Source organism: Streptomyces sp. NPDC091281, from assembly GCF_044757425.1.
Classification (GTDB): domain Bacteria; phylum Actinomycetota; class Actinomycetes; order Streptomycetales; family Streptomycetaceae; genus Streptomyces.
The window spans coordinates 1-18,013 of record NZ_JBIVUY010000004.1; the positions used below are offsets into that span (position 1 = coordinate 1).

The following is an 18,013-nucleotide window of genomic DNA, read 5'->3' on the forward strand; positions in this document are numbered from 1 at the left end:
CAACAACGGCCCCATCACCGCCCAGGCAGCGTCAGAAATCTCCCCATCCCTCACAACCAGACCAACGATCCGATGATCGGAAAGACACTCCCTAGGGCCTGCCGGGTGTCCAGGGCCTGTCGGCGCTAGGGGAACGTCGAGGGTGGGGAGGCGAGGTCTTCCAGCTCGATGCCGGGGGCTGCGAGGACGACGTCGCCGCTGAGGTGGACGGTGTGCTGTTCGCCGGTGTCCAGGGCTGTGACCTGGTATTCGTCCACGGTCAGGGGTCCGTTGTCAGTGGTGTGTGCTTCGCTTCTGAGCAAGGTCCAGGACTGGTCCACCGTGCGGGGGGCGAGGACGGGGTCGGTGAAGGCCGTGAGGCGTACCCGGGTCGCGGAGGCGGAGGGGGTGAGGCGCAGCAGGCGGGCGGTGGCGACGAGGAAGGCGGGGGAGGTGCCGGTGAACGCGTGGGCGGGGACGTTGCCTTCGGTGGCGTGGGTGCCGGTGGGGTCGGTGCGGACCCAGGTGACGCCGTCGAGGGCGGCGCCGCGGACCTGCCAGTCGCCCGCGTGGAGTTCGAGCCGGAGGGGGCGCCCGAGGGCGTCGAGCGTGAGATCGACCGAGCCGCGGTGATCGCCGTCGGGGGTGGTCAGGGTGGAGACGTAGCGCCAGCCGGAGGGTCCGGGGGCGCACTGGAAGTGCTCGTGGGCGAGGAGGGAGTGGTCGTGCGGGTCGTGGAGCGTGTAGTGGCCGCGGGGCATGAGGGTCCTGGGGGGTGACGGGCTGGTCAGGTCTCCTCCGGAGGGTCCGGCGCGCGGTGCGGCCGGGGCGGTCCGGAGGCCGACGGGGCAGGCCCCCGACACGGGGGTGCGGGGGCCTGCTTCGCTGGACCTGGTCGAGCCGTCGGGCTCAGTAGCGGTAGTGGTCCGCCTTGTACGGGCCGTCGACGTCGACGCCGATGTACGAGGCCTGCTCGGGGCGGAGGGTCGTGAGCTTCACGCCGAGCGCGTCGAGGTGGAGGCGAGCGACCTTCTCGTCGAGGTGCTTGGGCAGCGTGTAGACGCCGGTGGGGTACTCGTCGGGCTTGGTGAACAGCTCGATCTGGGCCAGGGTCTGGTCCGCGAAGGAGTTGGACATCACGAACGACGGGTGGCCGGTGGCGTTGCCCAGGTTCAGGAGGCGGCCCTCGGACAGGACGATGATGACCTTGCCGTCGGGGAACTTCCAGGTGTGGACCTGCGGCTTGATCTCGTCCTTGACGATACCGGGGATCTTGGCGAGGCCGGCCATGTCGATCTCGTTGTCGAAGTGGCCGATGTTGCCCACGATGGCCTGGTGCTTCATCTTGGCCATGTCGGTGGCCATGATGATGTCCTTGTTGCCGGTGGTGGTGATGAAGATGTCGGCCTTGTCGACGACCTCTTCGAGGGTGGTGACCTGGTAGCCGTCCATCGCGGCCTGGAGGGCGCAGATGGGGTCGATCTCGGTCACGACGACGCGGGCGCCCTGGCCGCGGAGGGACTCGGCGCAGCCCTTGCCGACGTCGCCGTAGCCGAAGACGACGGCGGTCTTGCCGCCGATGAGGACGTCGGTGGCGCGGTTGATGCCGTCGATGAGGGAGTGGCGGCATCCGTACTTGTTGTCGAACTTCGACTTGGTGACGGCGTCGTTCACGTTGATCGCCGGGAAGAGCAGGATGCCGTCGCGCTGCATCTCGTAGAGGCGGTGGACGCCGGTGGTGGTCTCCTCGGTGACGCCGCGGATCTCCGAGGCGAGCTGGGTCCACTTCTGGGAGCCGTCGCTGATGGTGCGGTGGAGGAGTTCGAGGATGACGCGGTGCTCGTCGTTCTCGGCGGTGTCGACGGCGGGGACCTTGCCGTCCTTCTCGTACTCGACGCCCTTGTGGACGAGGAGGGTGGCGTCGCCGCCGTCGTCGAGGATCATGTTCGGGCCGCCGGTGGGGCTGTCCGGCCAGGTCAGGGCCTGCTCGGTGCACCACCAGTACTCCTCCAGCGTCTCGCCCTTCCAGGCGAAGACGGGGATGCCCTGGGGGTTGTCGGGCGTGCCGTTCGGGCCGACGGCGATGGCGGCGGCCGCGTGGTCCTGGGTGGAGAAGATGTTGCAGGACGCCCAGCGGACCTGCGCGCCGAGGGCGGCGAGGGTCTCGATGAGGACGGCGGTCTGCACGGTCATGTGCAGGGAGCCGGTGACGCGGGCGCCGGCGAGGGGCTGGGCGGCGGCGTACTCCTTGCGGATCGCCATCAGGCCCGGCATCTCGTGCTCGGCGAGGGTGATCTCCTTGCGGCCGAACTCGGCCAGGGAGAGGTCGGCGACCTTGAAGTCCTGTCGCTGGTCGACAGTCGTCATGGGGAGCTGCTCCTCGGGATAGGGGCGAGGTCTGGATACGGCTGGTCTGCGCGGCGGCGGACACAGGGGTGCCCGGGAGGACACAGGCATGCCCGCGTACACGCAGCGCAGTCCGTCGGAGGCCCTCTCTCCCTCGGACGGTCCGTCGTGGACCGCCCGACCGCCATCAGCAGCGACGTCTGGCTCCGCTCCAAGCTACACCGGAGGTGGGGGGCGGCCCCAGTCCGGCTGCGAACAGATCACGCCGAATGGGGCGGGGCCCGCCGTGGTGCGGGCGGGCCCCGGTGCGCTGAGGCGGGTGGTGCGGGGAGGGGTCAGGGGGCTGACCGGAGGGGCTGGGCGCGGGCCGGGGCCGTCAGTGGTCGTCGGCCGGGGGGTGGGCCGGGCCGCCCGGGGAGGCCTCGGGGTCGGGGCCCTTGGCGGCGTCGGTGGCGCTGTAGACGTCGGGTTCGAGGTAGATGACGCGGGCGATCGGGACGGCGGCGCGGATGCGGGACTCGGCGGCGTCGATGGCGGTGGCGATCTCGGCGGCGGTGTTGTCGTGCCGTACGGCGATCTTGGCGGCGACGAGGAGTTCCTCGGGGCCGAGGTGGAGGGTGCGCATGTGGATGAGGCGCGGGACGGTGGTGCCGTCGACGAGGGCGGCCTCGATCTTGCGGGTCTCCTCGGGTCCGGCGGACTCGCCGAGGAGGAGGGACTTGGTCTCCGCGGCGAGGACCAGGGCGATGAGGACGAGGAGGACACCGATGCAGACGGTGCCGATGCCGTCCCAGACGCCGTCGCCGGTGGCGAGGGCGATGCCGACGCCGCCGAGGGCGAGGATCAGTCCGACGAGCGCGCCGAGGTCCTCCAGGAGGACGACGGGGAGTTCGGGGGCCTTGGCGCGGCGGACGAACTCCTTCCAGGAGAGGTCGCCGCGGAGCGGGTTGGACTCCTTGATGGCGGTGCGGAAGGAGAAGGACTCGGCGACGATCGCGAAGATCAGGACGCCGACCGGCCAGTACCAGTGCTCGATCTCGTGGGGGTGCTTGATCTTCTCGTAGCCCTCGTAGATGGCGAACATGCCGCCGACGGAGAAGAGGACGATGGAGACGAGGAAGGCGTAGATGTAGCGCTCGCGGCCGTAGCCGAAGGGGTGTTGCGGGGTGGCTTCGCGCTGGGCCTTCTTGCCGCCGACCAGGAGGAGTGCCTGGTTGCCGGAGTCGGCGAGCGAGTGGACGCCCTCGGCGAGCATCGAGGACGAGCCGCTGAACGCGAACGCCACGAACTTCGATGCCGCGATGGCGAGGTTGGCGGCGAGTGCCGCCACGATCGCCTTGGTGCCGCCTGACGCGCTCATGTGTCCGCGTGGTCCCTTCGTCCTCGGGGCGTTCCCGGGCCGGCCCGGGGCGTGCTGGTGCGGGCGGTGCGCCGGGTCGGCGCTTTGCCCGTGCTTTGCGGTGGGCCATTGTTGCAGCCGCGGCCGTGGTGCGTGTGCCCGGAGGGACGAGCGGGATGCGTACGGGGACGGGGGCGGGCAGGAGGAAGGGGGTGCCGCGGGTGGGGGGATGCGGGGCGTCGGGCGGCCTGGCGGGGTGGGCGGGGTGGCTGTCAGACGACGACGGTGGCGCGGAACAGGGTTCCGGGGCCGGTGACTTGGGCCTTTTCGTACGCGGGGACGAAGACGGAGTCGCCGGGTGTGAGGGTGTGGTCGCCCGCGTGGACGGTGCCCGCCGTGCAGAGCAGGATCTGCGGGGTGGGCAGGGTGAGGTCGTGGGGGGCGGCGCCCTCGGGGAGGACGTGGCGGGAGAGGCGGAACTCGTCGATGGGGGTCGCGTAGACCTCTTCGCCGTCCGGGGCGGCCTCGGGGCGCAGGACGCCGGGGTCGCCGGGCTCGAACCGTACGACGCGCAGGAGTTCGGGGACGTCGACGTGCTTGGGGGTGAGGCCGCAGCGCAGCACGTTGTCGGAGTTGGCCATGATCTCGACGCCGAGTCCGCTCAGGTAGGCGTGCGGGATTCCGGCGCCGAGGAAAAGCGCCTCGCCGGGCTGGAGGCGTACGTGGTTGAGGAGCATCGCGGCGAGGACGCCGGGGTCGCCGGGGTAGTGGTGGGCGATGGCGGCGTACGGGGCGTGGTCGCCGCCGAGGCGGTCGCAGGCGGCGGCCGCGGCGGTGACGGTGTGGGCCATCTCGTCGGGGTCCGCGGTGAGGATCGCCGTCAACACCTCGCGCAGGGCGGCCTCTTCGGGGCGGGCGCGCAGCAGGTCGACGTACGGCGCCAGCGAGTCGACGTCGAGGGCGGCGAGGAGGTCGGCCGCGGCGGCGGGGGCGCGGAAGCCGCACAGGCCGTCGAACTCGGTGAGGGCGCAGATGAGTTCGGGCTTGTGGTTGGCGTCCTTGTAGTTGCGGTGCGGCGCGTCCAGCGGGACGCCCCGGCGCTCCTCGTCGGCGTAGCCCTCGCGGGCCTGGGCGAGGTCGGGGTGGACCTGGAGGGAGAGGGGGGCACCGGCGGCGAGGATCTTGAGCAGGAAGGGCAGGCGGGGGCCGAACTTCTCGACCGTCCTGGGGCCGAGTTCGCGCTCGGGGTCGGCCTCGATGACCTCGACGAGGGTGCCCCGCGGGGTGCGGGAGGGGGCGCCGGGGTGGGCGCCCATCCACATCTCGGCCTGCGGTTCGCCGGTGGGGGCGACGCCGAGCAGGTCCGGGAGGGCGGTCGGGGAACCCCAGGCGTAGGGGCGGATGGTGTTGTCGAGGCGGTCCATGCCGGTGTGTGCCTGCCTGTCCTTGTGGCGGGTGGTGCTGTCGGGGCGGGGGGGTGGCTGCGGGTGCGGCCCGCTTGTCTTGTGGCCGGGTGCGGTGGGGTGCCGGTGGGGTGGCCCGTGGGCCAGGTCAGGCGCCGGAGGCGAGGGCCAGGTAGACGGCGGCGAAATCCGTGACGGCGATCAGTTCCGCGAGGGTCACCAGTGCGTCTCCGGGCTCCGGTTCCAGCTCGCTGATTGGCGTGTCGTGGCCGAGGACCAGTTCACGGGCGGCCGGGGCGGCGGTGAGGCCGCCGATCGGGCGGTCGCGGAGCAGCACCACGCGCGCGTGCAGCGCGGGCGCCTCCTCCACGCGGTCGCGGAAGAAGTCGTCCGGGTCGGCGCTCGCGGCGAGCGGGCCCGCCAGGAGGGTGCTGTGCGCGGCGAGCGCCTCGGGGAGTTCGGCCACCAGGGCGGGCCGCCCGGCGAGTTCGGCGAGCGCGGCGGCGAAGCGGCGGCCCGCGGGCCCGGCGGAGGTGCCCTCGGTCCAGATCACGGGGAGGGCGTCGGCGAGTTCGGCGGCCAGCGTCTTGGCGGGGTTGCTGTACGTGGCGACGGCGGGCCCGCAGCGTTCGGCGATCTGGTCCAGGCGGTCGGCGACCCGCTCCAGCTCCTCGGGCGGGGCCGACAGCAGGGCGATGCGGTCCAGGAGGGCGAGGAGGGGGGTGAGCAGGGCCCACAGGACGCCGGGGGCGGAGGCGGTGGGGACGGGGGTGGTGGGGACGAGGGCGGCGGGGACGGGGGGTTGATCGTCGTGGCCGCGGTGGTCGCCGTCCTGGGTGGGCCGGTCGTACGGGGCCCGCTGGTCGTACGGCGCCGGTTGCTCGTAGGGGGCCGTCGCCATCGGGACGAACAGGCTGTGCGTGGCCTCCGCCGCCTCCGCGAGGGGGGTCCGGGCGGGGGCCACGGCCACGACCGTGCAGCCGCGGCGGTAGGCCTGTTCGGCGAGGAGCGAGAGGCCCGGCTCGCCGCCGTCGGGGGTCGCGATCAGGAGGAGGTCCACGGAACCGGCCCAGCCGGGGAGTTCCCAGCGCAGGGCGCCCGCCGCGGGGGCCACGCCGGTGGGGGCGAGGCGGGTGACGGGGCAGGCGGCGCCCGCGAGGGTGCCGAGCAGGTCGGCGACGCAGGTCGCGGCGGCGCCGGGGCCCGCGATCAGGATCGCGCGCGGGCGGCCGTCCGGGCGGAGGTCGCCGACGCCTGCCTCCGCCGCGTGGCGGGCCGCGGTGCGGACCCGCGCGCCGGCCTCGGCCGCGCCGCGCAGCAGGGCGCGGCGGTCCGCCTCGGCGAGGGCCTCCGGGGTGTCGAGCAGCGATTCGTCGAGCATGGCGTCAGGTCTCCGGTCGCCGGGGCGTCGTCGGGGGCGTGCGGCGGGCTCCGCCGGGGGCGGGGCCGGGGGGCGGGGCGGGCTGGCTCGGCGCCTTGGCGGGCGTCGGGGTGGGTGTGTGGCGTGGGGGGGTGCGGGGGGTCGTTGCGCGGGTGCGGGTCTCGGGCGGGGCCGGCCGCGGGGGTGTTACGCGGGGCGGCGGGCCTCGTCGACGAGGAGGACGGGGATGCCGTCGCGGATGGGGTAGGCCAGGGCGCAGTCGGTGCCGGTGCAGAGGAGTTCGGTGGCGGGGGCGTCGGTGTCCGCGGTGGCTGCGGTGTCGGTGGCCGTGGTGTCGGTGGGGGTCGGCTCGGGGGCGGGCTGTTCCTTGAGGGGGGCGTGGCAGGCCGGGCAGGCGAGGATCTCCAGGAGGCCGGCTTCGAGCGGCATGGGGGTGTCCTTTCGGGGGCGGGTGAGGGGGGTGTACGGCGGGTGGGTGCCGGGTGTGGGGGTGGTGGGCGGTGCCTGGTCAGGTTACCGCTGGTGGGGGTGGGGCGGGGTGGGGGGTTTGTCGCCCCCGCCGCCCCTTCCCGACCCGTCCCCCAGGGGCGCCGCCCCTTCCGGCCCCGCCAGGGGGCTGTGCCCCCTGGATCCCCCTTTCGGCCTGAACGGCCTCGTCCTCAAACGCCGGACGGGCTGGCAGAACGGGGACCGCCCTACCCGCGGATGATCGCCAGGACCTCGTCCCGCACGTGCCGCATCGTCTGCTCGTCCCGGGCCTCCGTGTTGAGGCGGAGGAGGGGTTCGGTGTTGGAGGGGCGGACGTTGAACCACCAGTCGGGGGTGGTGACGGTGAGGCCGTCGAGGGTGTCGAGGGTGGTGTCGGGGCGGTCGGCGTAGGCGGCGGTGATCGCGGCGAGGCGGGCCTGCTGGTCGTCGACGGTGGAGTTGATCTCGCCGGAGCCCGTGTAGCGCTCGTACTGGGAGACGAGGGCGGAGAGCGGGGTGTCCTGGCCGCCGAGGGCGGCGAGGACGTGGAGGGCGGCGAGCATGCCGGTGTCGGCGTTCCAGAAGTCCTTGAAGTAGTAGTGCGCGGAGTGCTCGCCGCCGAAGATCGCGCCGGTGCGGGCCATCTCGGCCTTGATGAAGGAGTGGCCAACGCGGGTGCGGACGGGGGTGCCACCGTGCTCCTCGACCACCTCGGGGACGGTCCAGGAGGTGATCAGGTTGTGGATGACCGTGCCGTGGCCGCCGTGGCGGGCGAGTTCACGGACGGCGACCAGGGCGGTGATCGCGGATGGGGAGACCGGGTCGCCCTGTTCGTCGACGACGAAGCAGCGGTCGGCGTCGCCGTCGAAGGCGAAGCCGAGGTCGGCGCCCTCCTCGCGGACCCGCTTCTGGAGGTCGACCAGGTTGGCGGGGTCGAGGGGGTTGGCCTCGTGGTGGGGGAAGGTGCCGTCGAGTTCGAAGTAGAGGGGGACGAGGGTGACGGGCAGGCCGTCGAAGACGGTGGGCACGGTGTGGCCGCCCATGCCGTTGCCCGCGTCGACGACGACCTTCAGGGGGCGGATCGAGGTGACGTCGACGAGGGAGCGGAGGTGGGCCGCGTAGTCCTTCAACGTGTCGGCGGCGGTGATCGTTCCGGGGGTGGCGGCCGGTGCGGGGGCGCCCTCCCGCGACCAGCGTTCGACCAGCTCGCGGATGGTGGCGAGGCCGGTGTCCTGGCCGACGGGGGCGGCGCCCGCGCGGCACAGCTTGATCCCGTTGTACCGGGCGGGGTTGTGCGAGGCGGTGAACATGGCGCCGGGCAGGTCGAGGGCGCCGGAGGCGTAGTACAGCTGGTCCGTGGAGCACAGGCCGATCTCGGTCACGTCGACGCCGAGGGCGGCCGCGCCCCGGGCGAAGGCGCGGGTCAGGCCGGGCGACGAGGGGCGCATGTCGTGGCCGACGACGATCGCCGCCGCCTCGGTCACGCGGGCGAAGGCCGCCCCGAACAGTTCGGCCAGCGACTCGTCCCACTGATCCGGGACCACCCCGCGCACGTCGTACGCCTTCACGATCTGCGACAGATCAGCAGCCACGGCCAAACCTTCCTGAAAGTCCTGTCAGTCACCACAAACTACCCGGCGGCGCGGACGGGTCGTCCCGGGTCCACCGGGACCGACCCACAGACGTAACGTGCGCGGTGGTCCGGGGTCGGTGCGGCGATCCGGCGCGGGCGCGCGCGGTGGCGGCACACGGCACGCGACGCGGAAACGTGCGGCACGCGCGTGCCGCACGCGGCGGAGACGGGCAGCGGCGGACGGCGCGCGCGTCGCGCGTCACGGGAGCATCCAGTCCAGTACCGGTGAGCTCTGCCCGACCACGATCAGGCACATCACCAGCAGCAGGCCGAGGCTCCAGGGCAGGACGCGGCGCAGGAGGTCCCCCTCGCGGCCCGCGAGGCCGACGGCGGCGCAGGCGATGGTGAGGTTCTGCGGGGAGATCATCTTGCCGAGGACGCCGCCGGAGCTGTTGGCGGCGGCGAGGAGTTCGGGCGAGAGGCCGGACTCGCGGGCGGCGGTGACCTGGAGGGCGCCGAAGAGGGCGTTGGCGGAGGTGTCGGAGCCGGTGACGGCGACGCCGAACCAGCCGAGGACGGGTGAGAGGAAGGCGAGTCCGGCGCCCGCGGCGGCGACGGAGTAGCCGATGGTGGCCGCCTGGCCGGACAGGTTCATGACGTAGGCGAGGGCGAGGACGGAGGTGACGGTGAGGATCGCGAAGCGCAGTTCGCGGACGGTGGCGGCCCATTCGCGGACGGCGTCGCGCGCGGGGACGCCCAGGACGGCGGCGGTGGCGATCCCGGCCAGCAGGACGAGCGTGCCGCCCGAGTTGGCGACGGGCCAGCTGAACACGTTCCCGGCGACCGCCTCGCCGTCGGCGTCGACGACGTCCAGGAAGGGCCAGTCGTAGGTCTGTGTCGCGCGCGCGAGCCAGTCCTTGACGGCCGGGATCTGGGCGACGGAGAAGACGGCGACGATCAGGGCGTACGGGGCGTAGGCGCGGACGACCTCGCGGCGGGGGTCGGACGCGTCGAGTTCCTCGCTGCGGGTGCCGGTGAGGACGGCGACGCGGACCGCCTCGGGGGCGGGCGCGCGGGTCTGCGGTACGAGGACGAGGGCGCCCGCTCCGGCCAGGGCGGCGCCGATGTCGGCGAGTTGGGCGGAGACGTAGTTCGAGGCGGCGAACTGGGCTACGGCGAAGGCGCATCCGCAGGCGAGGGCGGGAACCCAGGTGTCGCGCAGGCCTCTTCGGCCGTCGACCAGGCCGACGAGGACGAGGGGGACGACGAGGGCGAGGAGCGGGGTCTGGCGGCCGACGACGGAGGCGAGGGTGTCGAGGGGGAGGCCGGTGACCTGGGCGAGGGTGACGACGGGGGTGCCCATGGCGCCGAAGGCGACGGGCGCGGTGTTGGCGACGAGGGCGACGACGGCGGCGCGTACGGGGTCGAAGCCGAGGGCGACGAGCATGACGGAGCAGATGGCGACGGGGGCGCCGAATCCGGCCAGGGCCTCCAGGAGGGCGCCGAAGCAGAAGGCGACGACGAGGGCCTGGATGCGGGGGTCGGCGGAGAGGCGGCCGAAGGAGCGGCGCAGGATGTCGAAGTGCCGGGTGCGGACGGTCATCCGGTACACCCAGAGGGCGTTGACGACGATCCACAGGATGGGGAAGAGCCCGAAGACGGCGCCCTGGGCGGCGCTGGAGAGGGCCTGGCCGACCGGCATGCGGTAGGCGAGGCAGGCGACGAGGACGGCCGCGAGGAGGCCGGTGAGGCCCGCGAGGTGGGCCTTGAGGCGGACGCCGCCGAGGAGGACGAGGACGATCACGAGGGGCAGGGCCGCCACGAGGGCGGACAGTCCGAGTGATCCGGCGACGGGTTCCAGTTCCTGGACGTACACGGGCGCCTCCCGGGGCCGCTGTCCGGCGCGGTCCCGTGGTGCGGTCCCGGCCCACCGGCGAATTCCGTCATGCGAAATCGACTTCTCGATCCTAGTGAAACGGAACCATCGTGTCCGCGGCACGCGCGCGTCAACGGTCGTGCGCCACCGAGAGGGACGTACGGCTCGTGGAGGGGTGAGATCCGGCCGCGGGCGGGACCCGCGCGGCGGCGGTCCGGCGGGCGGACGCCGGTCGGCCGGTCAGTTGTCGGGGGAGCGCAGAATCCTCAGGTGGCCGCGGCGGGCGACCTCCATGGGGTCCGCCCCGCGGCCCGCGCCCCCGGCGGCGCGCTCCTGCGGACGGGCGGCCTCGCGCACGGCGTTGGCCAGCGCTTCGAGGTCGTCGCCGCTGGGGCGGGCGGGCGCCGAACCGTCGAGGAGCCGGACGACCTCCCAGCCGCGCGGGGCGGTGAGACGCTCGGAGTGCTCGGCGCACAGGTCGTAGCAGTGGGGTTCGGCGTAGGTGGCGAGGGGGCCGAGGACCGCGGTCGAGTCGGCGTAGACGTACGTCAGCGTCGCGACGGCGGGTCGGCCGCAGGCGGTGCGCGAACAGCGACGTACAGGGCTCACGACGTTGGACGGTACCGCACTCTTGAGCGGGCCGCGACGACTCTCCACCAGGTCACCCCACCGTGTCGTGTTGTGGAACGCCCCACGGGCGACTCCAGTCATACCCCGCTGACCTGCGGGAACACCAGCCCTTCGGGGGAAGGGAGCGGGTCGGTGCGGTCAACTGTGCGCACAAACGCCATCAATTGCCATGAGTTCGGCGGTCCAGGAGAGATACGGAATCGAGCCCAAGCTTGGCCGGAATGGTCATCCTGCGACAGGGGGTGTCGCGGCCGTCGGGCGTGCCGGGTCGCCGTGCGGAGCCGGGCGGCCGCGTGGGCGGGGACTACGCTTCAGTAGTGATGGAGACCCCCGTACCGCAGCCCGCCGCCGGACCCGGCCGCCCCCGCCGTCGTGATCGTCACGGCCGGGGCATGCGGGGGCCCGTCGCTCCCCCGCAGGTGCCGCTGGCCGCGAGCCGTTCCGACGTGTTCGCGGACCTGGTGCAGGACTCCGTGGAGCGCCTGGAGCGGCGGTTGCCGCAGCTCGCCGACATCGACTTCATGGTGCTGGAGGTGCCCCGGCTGGACGGGTCCGGCGAGCCGTGGAACGACGAGGCGGTGCCGCTCGGCGGGACGATCCCGGCGCGCGAGGGACGGCACGCGCGCGTGGTCGTCTACCGGCGTCCGGTGGAGATCCGCACCAAGGGCCGCGACGAACGCGCGGCCCTGGTGCACGAGGTCGTCGTGGAGCAGGTCGCGGAGCTGCTGGGGCTGACGCCGGAGGCGGTGGACCCGCGGTACGGCGAGGACTGAGCGCCCGGCTCCGGCCCCGCTCCCTCTCCCCCGGCACGCTGTCCACCCCTGCCTGCGGGCCGCTGTCGGCTCCGGGCCGCCGCTATCTCTGGACGACCGTCAGGTCCTCGTCCGCGTTCGGGACGGCCACGGCGCCGCCGTCGTCGGGGAGGGTCTGGACGGTGAAGCCGGGGACGCCGTCCTCGGTGGCGGTGAGGGTGCGGGCGGCGTGGACGGGGACCGGGGTGAGGGGTTCGACGGTGAGGGCGTAGGTGCCCTTCAAGCCCGCCGGGACGGGGAGTTCGACGTCCTGGGTGGTGCCGGACCGGATCGTGTACGTCTGCGACGCGGGCGTTCCGCCGCCGGTGCCCGCCGACGCGGTGACCTTGACCTTGGCCGTGCCGCGGGGGGCGGTCAGGGAGAGCGTGGTGTTCTTCGCGCCGTTGGCGACGGCGGAGGCGCGCCGGCCGACCGGGTCGGTGGCCGGGATGAACGCCGACTCCTGCTTCTCGCCCTTGCCGCGCACCACGCGGACCGCCGCGACGACCGGGACCGCGCGGCCGGCGGGTGTGAGGACCAGTGAACCGGCCTCCCCGCGCGTGACGTCGCCCAGGTCGACGGCGGTCGTCATACCGCCCTTGACCTGGAGGGTCTCCTGTCCGGCGGGGGTGATCAGGCCGGACGGGGAGGCCAGCTGGACCTTGAGGTCGGCGTCCGCGTCGCCCGGCGTGTGGACGACCAGGCGGACGGCCGTGGCGTCCTTGGGGATACCGGGGATCACCAGGCTGCCCGCCGGGTCGGCGGACGCAGTCAGCCAGTCGCCGCCGAGCTTGTCGTCCAGGGCCTGGACGGCGGCGCCGACGCGTCCGCTGCGGACGTTGACGTGGACGGTCAGGTCGTCGAGCTTCTCGTCGGTGAGCGTGGACAGCAGGACCGGCTCGGTGGAGTGCGGGGGGACGGTGATGCCCTCGCCCGCCGTGGTGGCCACGGCGCCGTCCTTGCCGTACAGCTCGATGTCGGCGACGGCGGCGGAGTCGTCCGGGTTGGTGAGGTGGACGTAGTCGGCGCGGTCGGCGGCCGTGCTGACGCCCGGGAACCAGAACTCGGTGTCGGGCTCCGCGCAGGTCACGCCGAGCAGGCCGCGGCCCGCCCCGGCGGCGACGCGGGTCGTCTCCTGGAGGGTCCAGCCGGGGGCCGTCCTGCCCTCGGCGGTGGCCACCAGGGCGGGGGCGTCGGCGCCGGAGACGTCACCGGTGACGGGGACGCCGGGCTCCTTCGGGGTCAGGACGGGCTTGGCGTCCTTCTTCCCGGCGGAGTCCTTCTTGTCGTCGTTCTTGTCGTCCTTCTCCGCGTCGGCGTCCTTGTCGGCGTCGGTCTTGTCGTCGTCGTCCGTGGCGGCCGGGGGTGCCGAGGCGTCGCGCGGGGCGGGGAGCAGTTCGGTCCTGCCGGTGCTGCCCGTGCCCTTGGTGACGGGCGTGAACGACGTGTACGTCGTCTCGGCGATGTCGGAGGTGCTGGGCGCCGGGCAGAGCAGGCCGGTGCGCTCCACGGGGAGGACGGCGGCGGCCCCGGCCGGGGCGTCGGCGGGCGCGTCCGGTGCGGCGAGCGTGGCGAAGCCGGTGACGGCGGCCAGGGCGGCCGTGCCGGCGATCAGGGACAGGGTGGGGCGGTTCACTGCTGGCTCCCGTCGGGGCGCTCGCTGCCGGTGCCGTGGGGGCGCTGGTCCGGGTCGTAGGCGGGATCGTAGGCCGGGTCGTAGCCGCCCTGCGGGTAGGCCGAGGGGTCGTAGCCCTGCTGGTAGGCCTGGTCGTAGGCGGCCGTGGCCTCGGGGCGGGGCTCGTAGGCGTACGGGTCGTACGGGGTGGCGGCGTAGGGGTCGTAGCCCTGGTCGTAGCCGCCCGCCGGGTACGGCGCGGTCTGCGGCGGGTAGCGGTCGTCGCCCTGGTCGGCGTAGGCCGCGGGGGCGCCCGCCCAGGCCGGGTCCTGGCCGCCCGCGGGGGCGTCCGCCGGGTGGGACGGGCGGGGTACGGCGGCGGGGATCTCGTCGGGCGCGGGGAACGGGGCGCCGTCGGGGCCGGTGTCCGGGTCGTCGTCGCCGTCGGGGCCGGTGCCGGTCTCGGCCTGGGCGCGCAGGCGGCGGGCGCGGCGGCCCTCGCCGTCGACGGGCTGGGCGGGGACGGTCTCCTCCTCGGGGAGGTCGTCGTCGACGTCGCGGCGGCGGCCGGGGAGGGCGAGGACGACCAGGACGAGGGCGAGCAGGCCCTGCGCCCACAGCCAGGCGGTGTGGGTGAACGGGTCGTCGTAGGTGAGGTCGAGGCGGCCGCCCTGTGCGGGGAGTTCGAAGCCCTGGGCCCAGCCGTCGACGGTGGTGGGGGTGAGGGGCTTGCCGTCGAGGGTGGCGGTCCAGCCGTCGGTGGCGGTGTCGGCGAGGCGCAGGACGCGGCCGTCGGCGCCCGCGGGGATCGTGGTGTGCGCCTCGACGGGGCCCGCGGCGACCGCGACCGGGGTGCCCTTGCCGTCGGCGGCGACGACGGCGACGCGGGAGACCTCCTGGTCGACCCGCCACAGGGCGCTGCCGTCCTGCTGGCTGAGCCGGGACAGGCCGGGGGTGGCGTCCAGGACGCGGGTCATCTCGCGGGGCGCGCCCTGGTGGACGAGGACGTAGCGGACGGCGAACCGGCCGAGCTGGTCGGCCTGGTCGGCGCCGGACCCGGCGACGAGGTTGGCGACGGTCTTGTCGAGCGCCGCGTTCTCCCCGTCGGTGGCGGCGAGTTCGGCGTCGCCCATGCGCGCGCCGGAGCCGCGCACCAGGAGGTAGCCGACGTGGGCGGTGGAGTCGCTGTCGAGGACGAGGGTGCGGGCCTGGTCGCGGGTGTTGCTCTCCTCGGCGACGAAGGCGGGCACCTGGATGGGGTTGCGTCGCTCCAGCGGGCCGTCGGCGCCGCCGAGCATCCAGCCCGCGGCGACGAGCAGCGGGCCCGCGGCGCACGCGAAGGCGATCAGCGCGGCGACGGGCTGGCGCCAGCCGAAGCTCTGTTCGGCGACGCGTGTGCGGGCGCCGTCTGCGCCCAGGAGGGCGGCGGCGATCAGGGCGAGGCCGTAGACGAGGGTGGGCGGGCCCGCCCAGGTGGAGCTGTTGGACAGGACCGCGAAGACCAGGCCGGTGAGGGCGACCGCCCAGGTGGCCCAGATCCCGACGTGCCGCTCGGCGCGGAGCAGGGCGGCGAGCGCGGCCAGGACGACGCCGATGAGCATCAGGCCGCTGACGGTGCCGGGGCCGCCGGGGCTGATGCCGAGCAGGTCGGTGGCGGAGGCGGCCGACGGGCCGTACTCCAGGCCCGCCTCGGTGAAGAAACCGAGCGGGAGCAGCGTCAGCGACCAGGGCGCGAGGACCAGCAGCGGGGTGCCGAGCTGGGCCACGAAGCGCAGGCCGTAGGCGGTGACGTCGCTGCGGCGCAGGGCGAGGACGGCGAGGCCGAGGACCAGGGCGAGCGGCCAGACGATCGGCGTGAACGCGGTGGTGACCGTCAGGAGCAGGGCGTACGCCCAGGTGGCGCGCCAGCTGCCGCGGGAGCCGGGGCGGCGGGCGAGGCCGCCCGCGGCGATGCCCGCGCGCGCGAGGAGCGGCAGCAGGACGGCGAGGACGGCGGTGCCGATGCGGCCGCCCGCGAGGGCGCCGGTGGCGGCGGGCAGGAAGGCGTAGACGACGGCGCCCCACGCGCGCAGGAGGCGGGACTCCACGAGCGGGCGGGACGCGAAGTAGGCGGTGAGGCCCGCCAGCGGGATGGAGCAGACCAGCAGGAGGGTGACGGCGAGGCCGGTCGAGCCGAACAGGACGGTCGCGAGGAGCGCGACGATCGCCAGGTAGGGCGGGGCGGAGGCGGTGCCGCCGACGCCGACAGGGTGCCAGGCGTCGAGGTGGCGCGCCCACAGGTCGGCGGCGTCGGCCGGGGCGGGCAGCAGGGCGCCCCCGGCGAGGGCGCCGCCGCCGAGGAGGTTGCGGCAGGCGACGAGGGAGACCAGCAGCAGCACGAGGAAGAGCAGCGGGCCGGGCTTGCGGGCGATGCGCTTGACGCGCGCGAACTGCTCGACCTCCAGGAAGTCGGCGTCGTCGCCGCCGGGGCCGGACTCGATGGCACCGCCGTGGCGGCCCGCGCCGGTGGTGGCGTCGGGGTCGTCGGAGCCGAACAGGTCGCCCGCGACCTGCTCGACGGTGGCGCGGACGGTGGCGCCGGGGGGCGGGAACAGGGGGCGCAGTTCGTCCTTGTCGATCTGCGGGCGGCCCCGGTCGCGGCGTCCGGCGAGGATGCGTTCGGGGCGCAGCAGGGTGCCGAGGAGGCCGCGGATCTCGTCGACGGCCTGGCCGGGGACCTTGCCGACGAGGTAGGCGACGGTGCGCACCAGGGTGCCGAGGACGAGGCGGAACAGGACCCAGGGCAGCAGCGCGGTGCGGCTGTTGACGAGGAGGGCGTAGGCGGCGCCGGCCTTGTCGACCTTGTGCGGGGAGGCGGTGGTGCGGCCGGCGCAGTCGACGGCGCGGCGCTCGCGGGAGGCGGCCTCGGCGTGCCGGACGACGGCGTCGGGGGCGACGAGGACGCGGTGTCCGGCGGCGTGCGCGCGCCAGCACAGGTCGACGTCGTCGCGCATGAGGGGCAGGCGGCGGTCGAAGCCGCCGAGTTCCTCGAAGACGTCGCGGCGGATCAGCATGCCCGCGGTGGACACGGCGAGGACGGGCCGGACGTGGTCGTGCTGGCCCTGGTCCTGTTCGCGGCGGTCCAGGCCGGTCCAGCGGCGGCCGGAGTGGGCGATGGTGACGCCGACCTCCAGCAGCTGGCGGCGGTCGTACCAGCCGCGGAGCTTGGGGCCGACGACGGCGACGTCGTCGCGGCCTAGTTCCCGTTCGTTCTCGACGACGCGGAGGAGTTCGGCGAGGGCGTCGGGGTCGGGGGCGCTGTCGTCGTGCAGCAGCCACAGCCACTGGACCGGTTCGCCGTGCGGCAGCTCGGGGAGGTCGTAGGCGTCGTCGCGCCAGGTGCGGGTGACGGGGTCCCAGCCGCTGGGCCGCTTCAGGTACGGCAGGTCGTCGGGGGTGAGGTGCGGGGCGGTGCGGTGCGCCTCCTCGACGGCCTGGCCGAAACCGGTGCGCCGGGCGAGGTGCAGGACACGGTCGGGGCCGAGGGCCTCGGCGACCAGCTGGGCCGAGTCGTCCGCGCTGCCGGTGTCGGCGGCCATGACGGACTGGACGGGACGCTCCTGGCCGAGCAGTCCGGCGAGCGCGTCGGGGAGCCAGCGGGCGCCGTCGTGGCAGACGAGGACCGCGGTGACGACATGACGCGGGAACTCAGGAGTGGCAGCGTCGGGTTGGGCTGCCGAGTGGCTGTACGCGGACATCGAGGTACGGGCCCCGGTTCGATGGACTGCGGTGGACGCCCGCGCCAGGTGGGAACGGCGGGGTGTCTCGGACGAGCGCCCACACTAGCGGCTGGGTACGGCGACGGCCCGCCGCCTGTGGACAACCCACCCGCGACGGGCCGTTCGAGCCCTCGGACACCCCCGGCGGGGGCGGTTTTGAGACAGCCGCCGTGGTCGGCCTGCCTCGGACGGCCGCCGTGCGCCGTCCGGTTCAGACGGCCGCCTTCTTCAGCCTGCGGCGCTCCCTCTCGGACAGACCGCCCCAGATCCCGAAGCGTTCGTCGTTGGCGAGGGCGTACTCAAGGCATTCGGAGCGGACCTCACAGGCGAGGCAGACCTTCTTGGCCTCGCGGGTGGAGCCGCCCTTCTCGGGGAAGAAGGACTCGGGGTCGGTCTGGGCGCACAGCGCGCGCTCCTGCCAGCCGAGTTCCTCGTCCGCGTCGTCGACGTCGACCAGCAGTTGCTGCACCAGCTCGGTCATGTGCGCCCCTCGCTCTGTCTTTCGCGTCCCCGTGACGTGGCCGTTACCGATGTCGGCGAAACGACACGAGTGAAATTACAAGTGTGCTGCTCCGGGCGAGTCAAGCCGAGATCTGCTATTGGGCCCCTTATTCACTCTGCGGAACCAAGGTGGCGCGTTAAGTGTTCAAATCGCCATAAACCTTGACAGGCAGATGAGGCCGCGGAGGACCTCCGGCCCCGCACAGCACGTGTGTACCTGTACGGAGAAAGACGCCCGGCGATGCGATCTCGTTCCGACCCGCGGCCGGAAGCGAACCGCGTCACATGTGGATCACATGGGGAACGCGGGACACGACGGGCCGACGGGCCCGGCATGTGCGCCATGTGTCCCG

13 protein-coding genes are annotated in these 18,013 nt (G+C 74.0%); 1 reads left to right on the forward strand and 12 read right to left on the reverse strand.

Annotation, left to right across the window (positions count from 1 at the left end; translation table 11 throughout):
* Positions 1-125: 125 nt before the first annotated feature.
* The 9 genes from ACIQPQ_RS11615 to ACIQPQ_RS11655 form a co-directional block, all read right to left on the reverse strand.
* A complete protein-coding gene (locus ACIQPQ_RS11615) occupies positions 126-740 on the reverse strand; it encodes a hypothetical protein (protein WP_383774297.1) in 615 nt (204 codons plus the stop codon).
* Positions 741-888: 148 nt separating this feature from the next.
* Positions 889-2,346, reverse strand: a complete 1,458-nt coding sequence (gene ahcY / locus ACIQPQ_RS11620; protein WP_401302707.1) for an adenosylhomocysteinase — start codon at positions 2,344-2,346, stop codon at positions 889-891.
* A gap of 355 nt (positions 2,347-2,701) precedes the next feature.
* Positions 2,702-3,685 carry a cation diffusion facilitator family transporter gene (locus ACIQPQ_RS11625; RefSeq protein WP_401302709.1) on the reverse strand — a complete coding sequence of 328 codons (984 nt, stop codon included), beginning with the start codon at positions 3,683-3,685 and terminating at the stop codon, positions 2,702-2,704.
* A gap of 251 nt (positions 3,686-3,936) precedes the next feature.
* On the reverse strand, positions 3,937-5,088 hold the full coding sequence (gene manA / locus ACIQPQ_RS11630) for a mannose-6-phosphate isomerase, class I (protein WP_401302711.1): 1,152 nt from the start codon (positions 5,086-5,088) through the stop codon (positions 3,937-3,939).
* A 127-nt stretch (positions 5,089-5,215) separates the two neighbouring features.
* Complete coding sequence (locus ACIQPQ_RS11635; protein ID WP_401302713.1) at positions 5,216-6,448, reverse strand: SIS domain-containing protein; 1,233 nt, start codon at positions 6,446-6,448, stop codon at positions 5,216-5,218.
* A gap of 186 nt (positions 6,449-6,634) precedes the next feature.
* Positions 6,635-6,877 (reverse strand): Trm112 family protein, encoded by a 243-nt coding sequence (locus ACIQPQ_RS11640; RefSeq protein WP_401302714.1) that lies wholly within the window; start codon positions 6,875-6,877, stop codon positions 6,635-6,637.
* Between the two features lie 266 nt (positions 6,878-7,143).
* Positions 7,144-8,508, reverse strand: coding sequence for a phosphomannomutase/phosphoglucomutase (locus ACIQPQ_RS11645; RefSeq protein ID WP_401302716.1), 1,365 nt, complete (start codon positions 8,506-8,508; stop codon positions 7,144-7,146).
* A gap of 240 nt (positions 8,509-8,748) precedes the next feature.
* Positions 8,749-10,365, reverse strand: coding sequence for an L-lactate permease (locus tag ACIQPQ_RS11650; RefSeq protein ID WP_401302718.1), 1,617 nt, complete (start codon positions 10,363-10,365; stop codon positions 8,749-8,751).
* A 240-nt stretch (positions 10,366-10,605) separates the two neighbouring features.
* Positions 10,606-11,022, reverse strand: a complete 417-nt coding sequence (locus ACIQPQ_RS11655) for a DUF3499 domain-containing protein (RefSeq protein ID WP_383774476.1) — start codon at positions 11,020-11,022, stop codon at positions 10,606-10,608.
* Positions 11,023-11,315: 293 nt separating this feature from the next.
* On the opposite strand from ACIQPQ_RS11655, the gene ACIQPQ_RS11660 reads away from it, so the two are divergent.
* Positions 11,316-11,768, forward strand: a complete 453-nt coding sequence (locus tag ACIQPQ_RS11660) for a metallopeptidase family protein (RefSeq protein ID WP_383774309.1) — start codon at positions 11,316-11,318, stop codon at positions 11,766-11,768.
* 82 nt (positions 11,769-11,850) lie between these two features.
* Here ACIQPQ_RS11660 and ACIQPQ_RS11665 read toward each other — a convergent pair whose 3' ends face one another.
* The 3 genes from ACIQPQ_RS11665 to ACIQPQ_RS11675 all read right to left on the reverse strand — a co-directional run bounded on the left by ACIQPQ_RS11665 (position 11,851) and on the right by ACIQPQ_RS11675 (position 17,640).
* Positions 11,851-13,422: a DUF5719 family protein gene (locus ACIQPQ_RS11665; protein WP_401302720.1), complete on the reverse strand. Its 1,572-nt coding sequence runs from the start codon at positions 13,420-13,422 to the stop codon at positions 11,851-11,853.
* Positions 13,419-17,138: a glycosyltransferase family 2 protein gene (locus ACIQPQ_RS11670; protein ID WP_401302721.1), complete on the reverse strand. Its 3,720-nt coding sequence runs from the start codon at positions 17,136-17,138 to the stop codon at positions 13,419-13,421. The genes ACIQPQ_RS11665 and ACIQPQ_RS11670 overlap by 4 nt, the downstream gene beginning before the upstream one ends.
* 232 nt (positions 17,139-17,370) lie before the next feature.
* A complete protein-coding gene (locus tag ACIQPQ_RS11675) occupies positions 17,371-17,640 on the reverse strand; it encodes a WhiB family transcriptional regulator (protein ID WP_020128551.1) in 270 nt (89 codons plus the stop codon).
* Between the last annotated feature and the right edge of the window lie 373 nt (positions 17,641-18,013).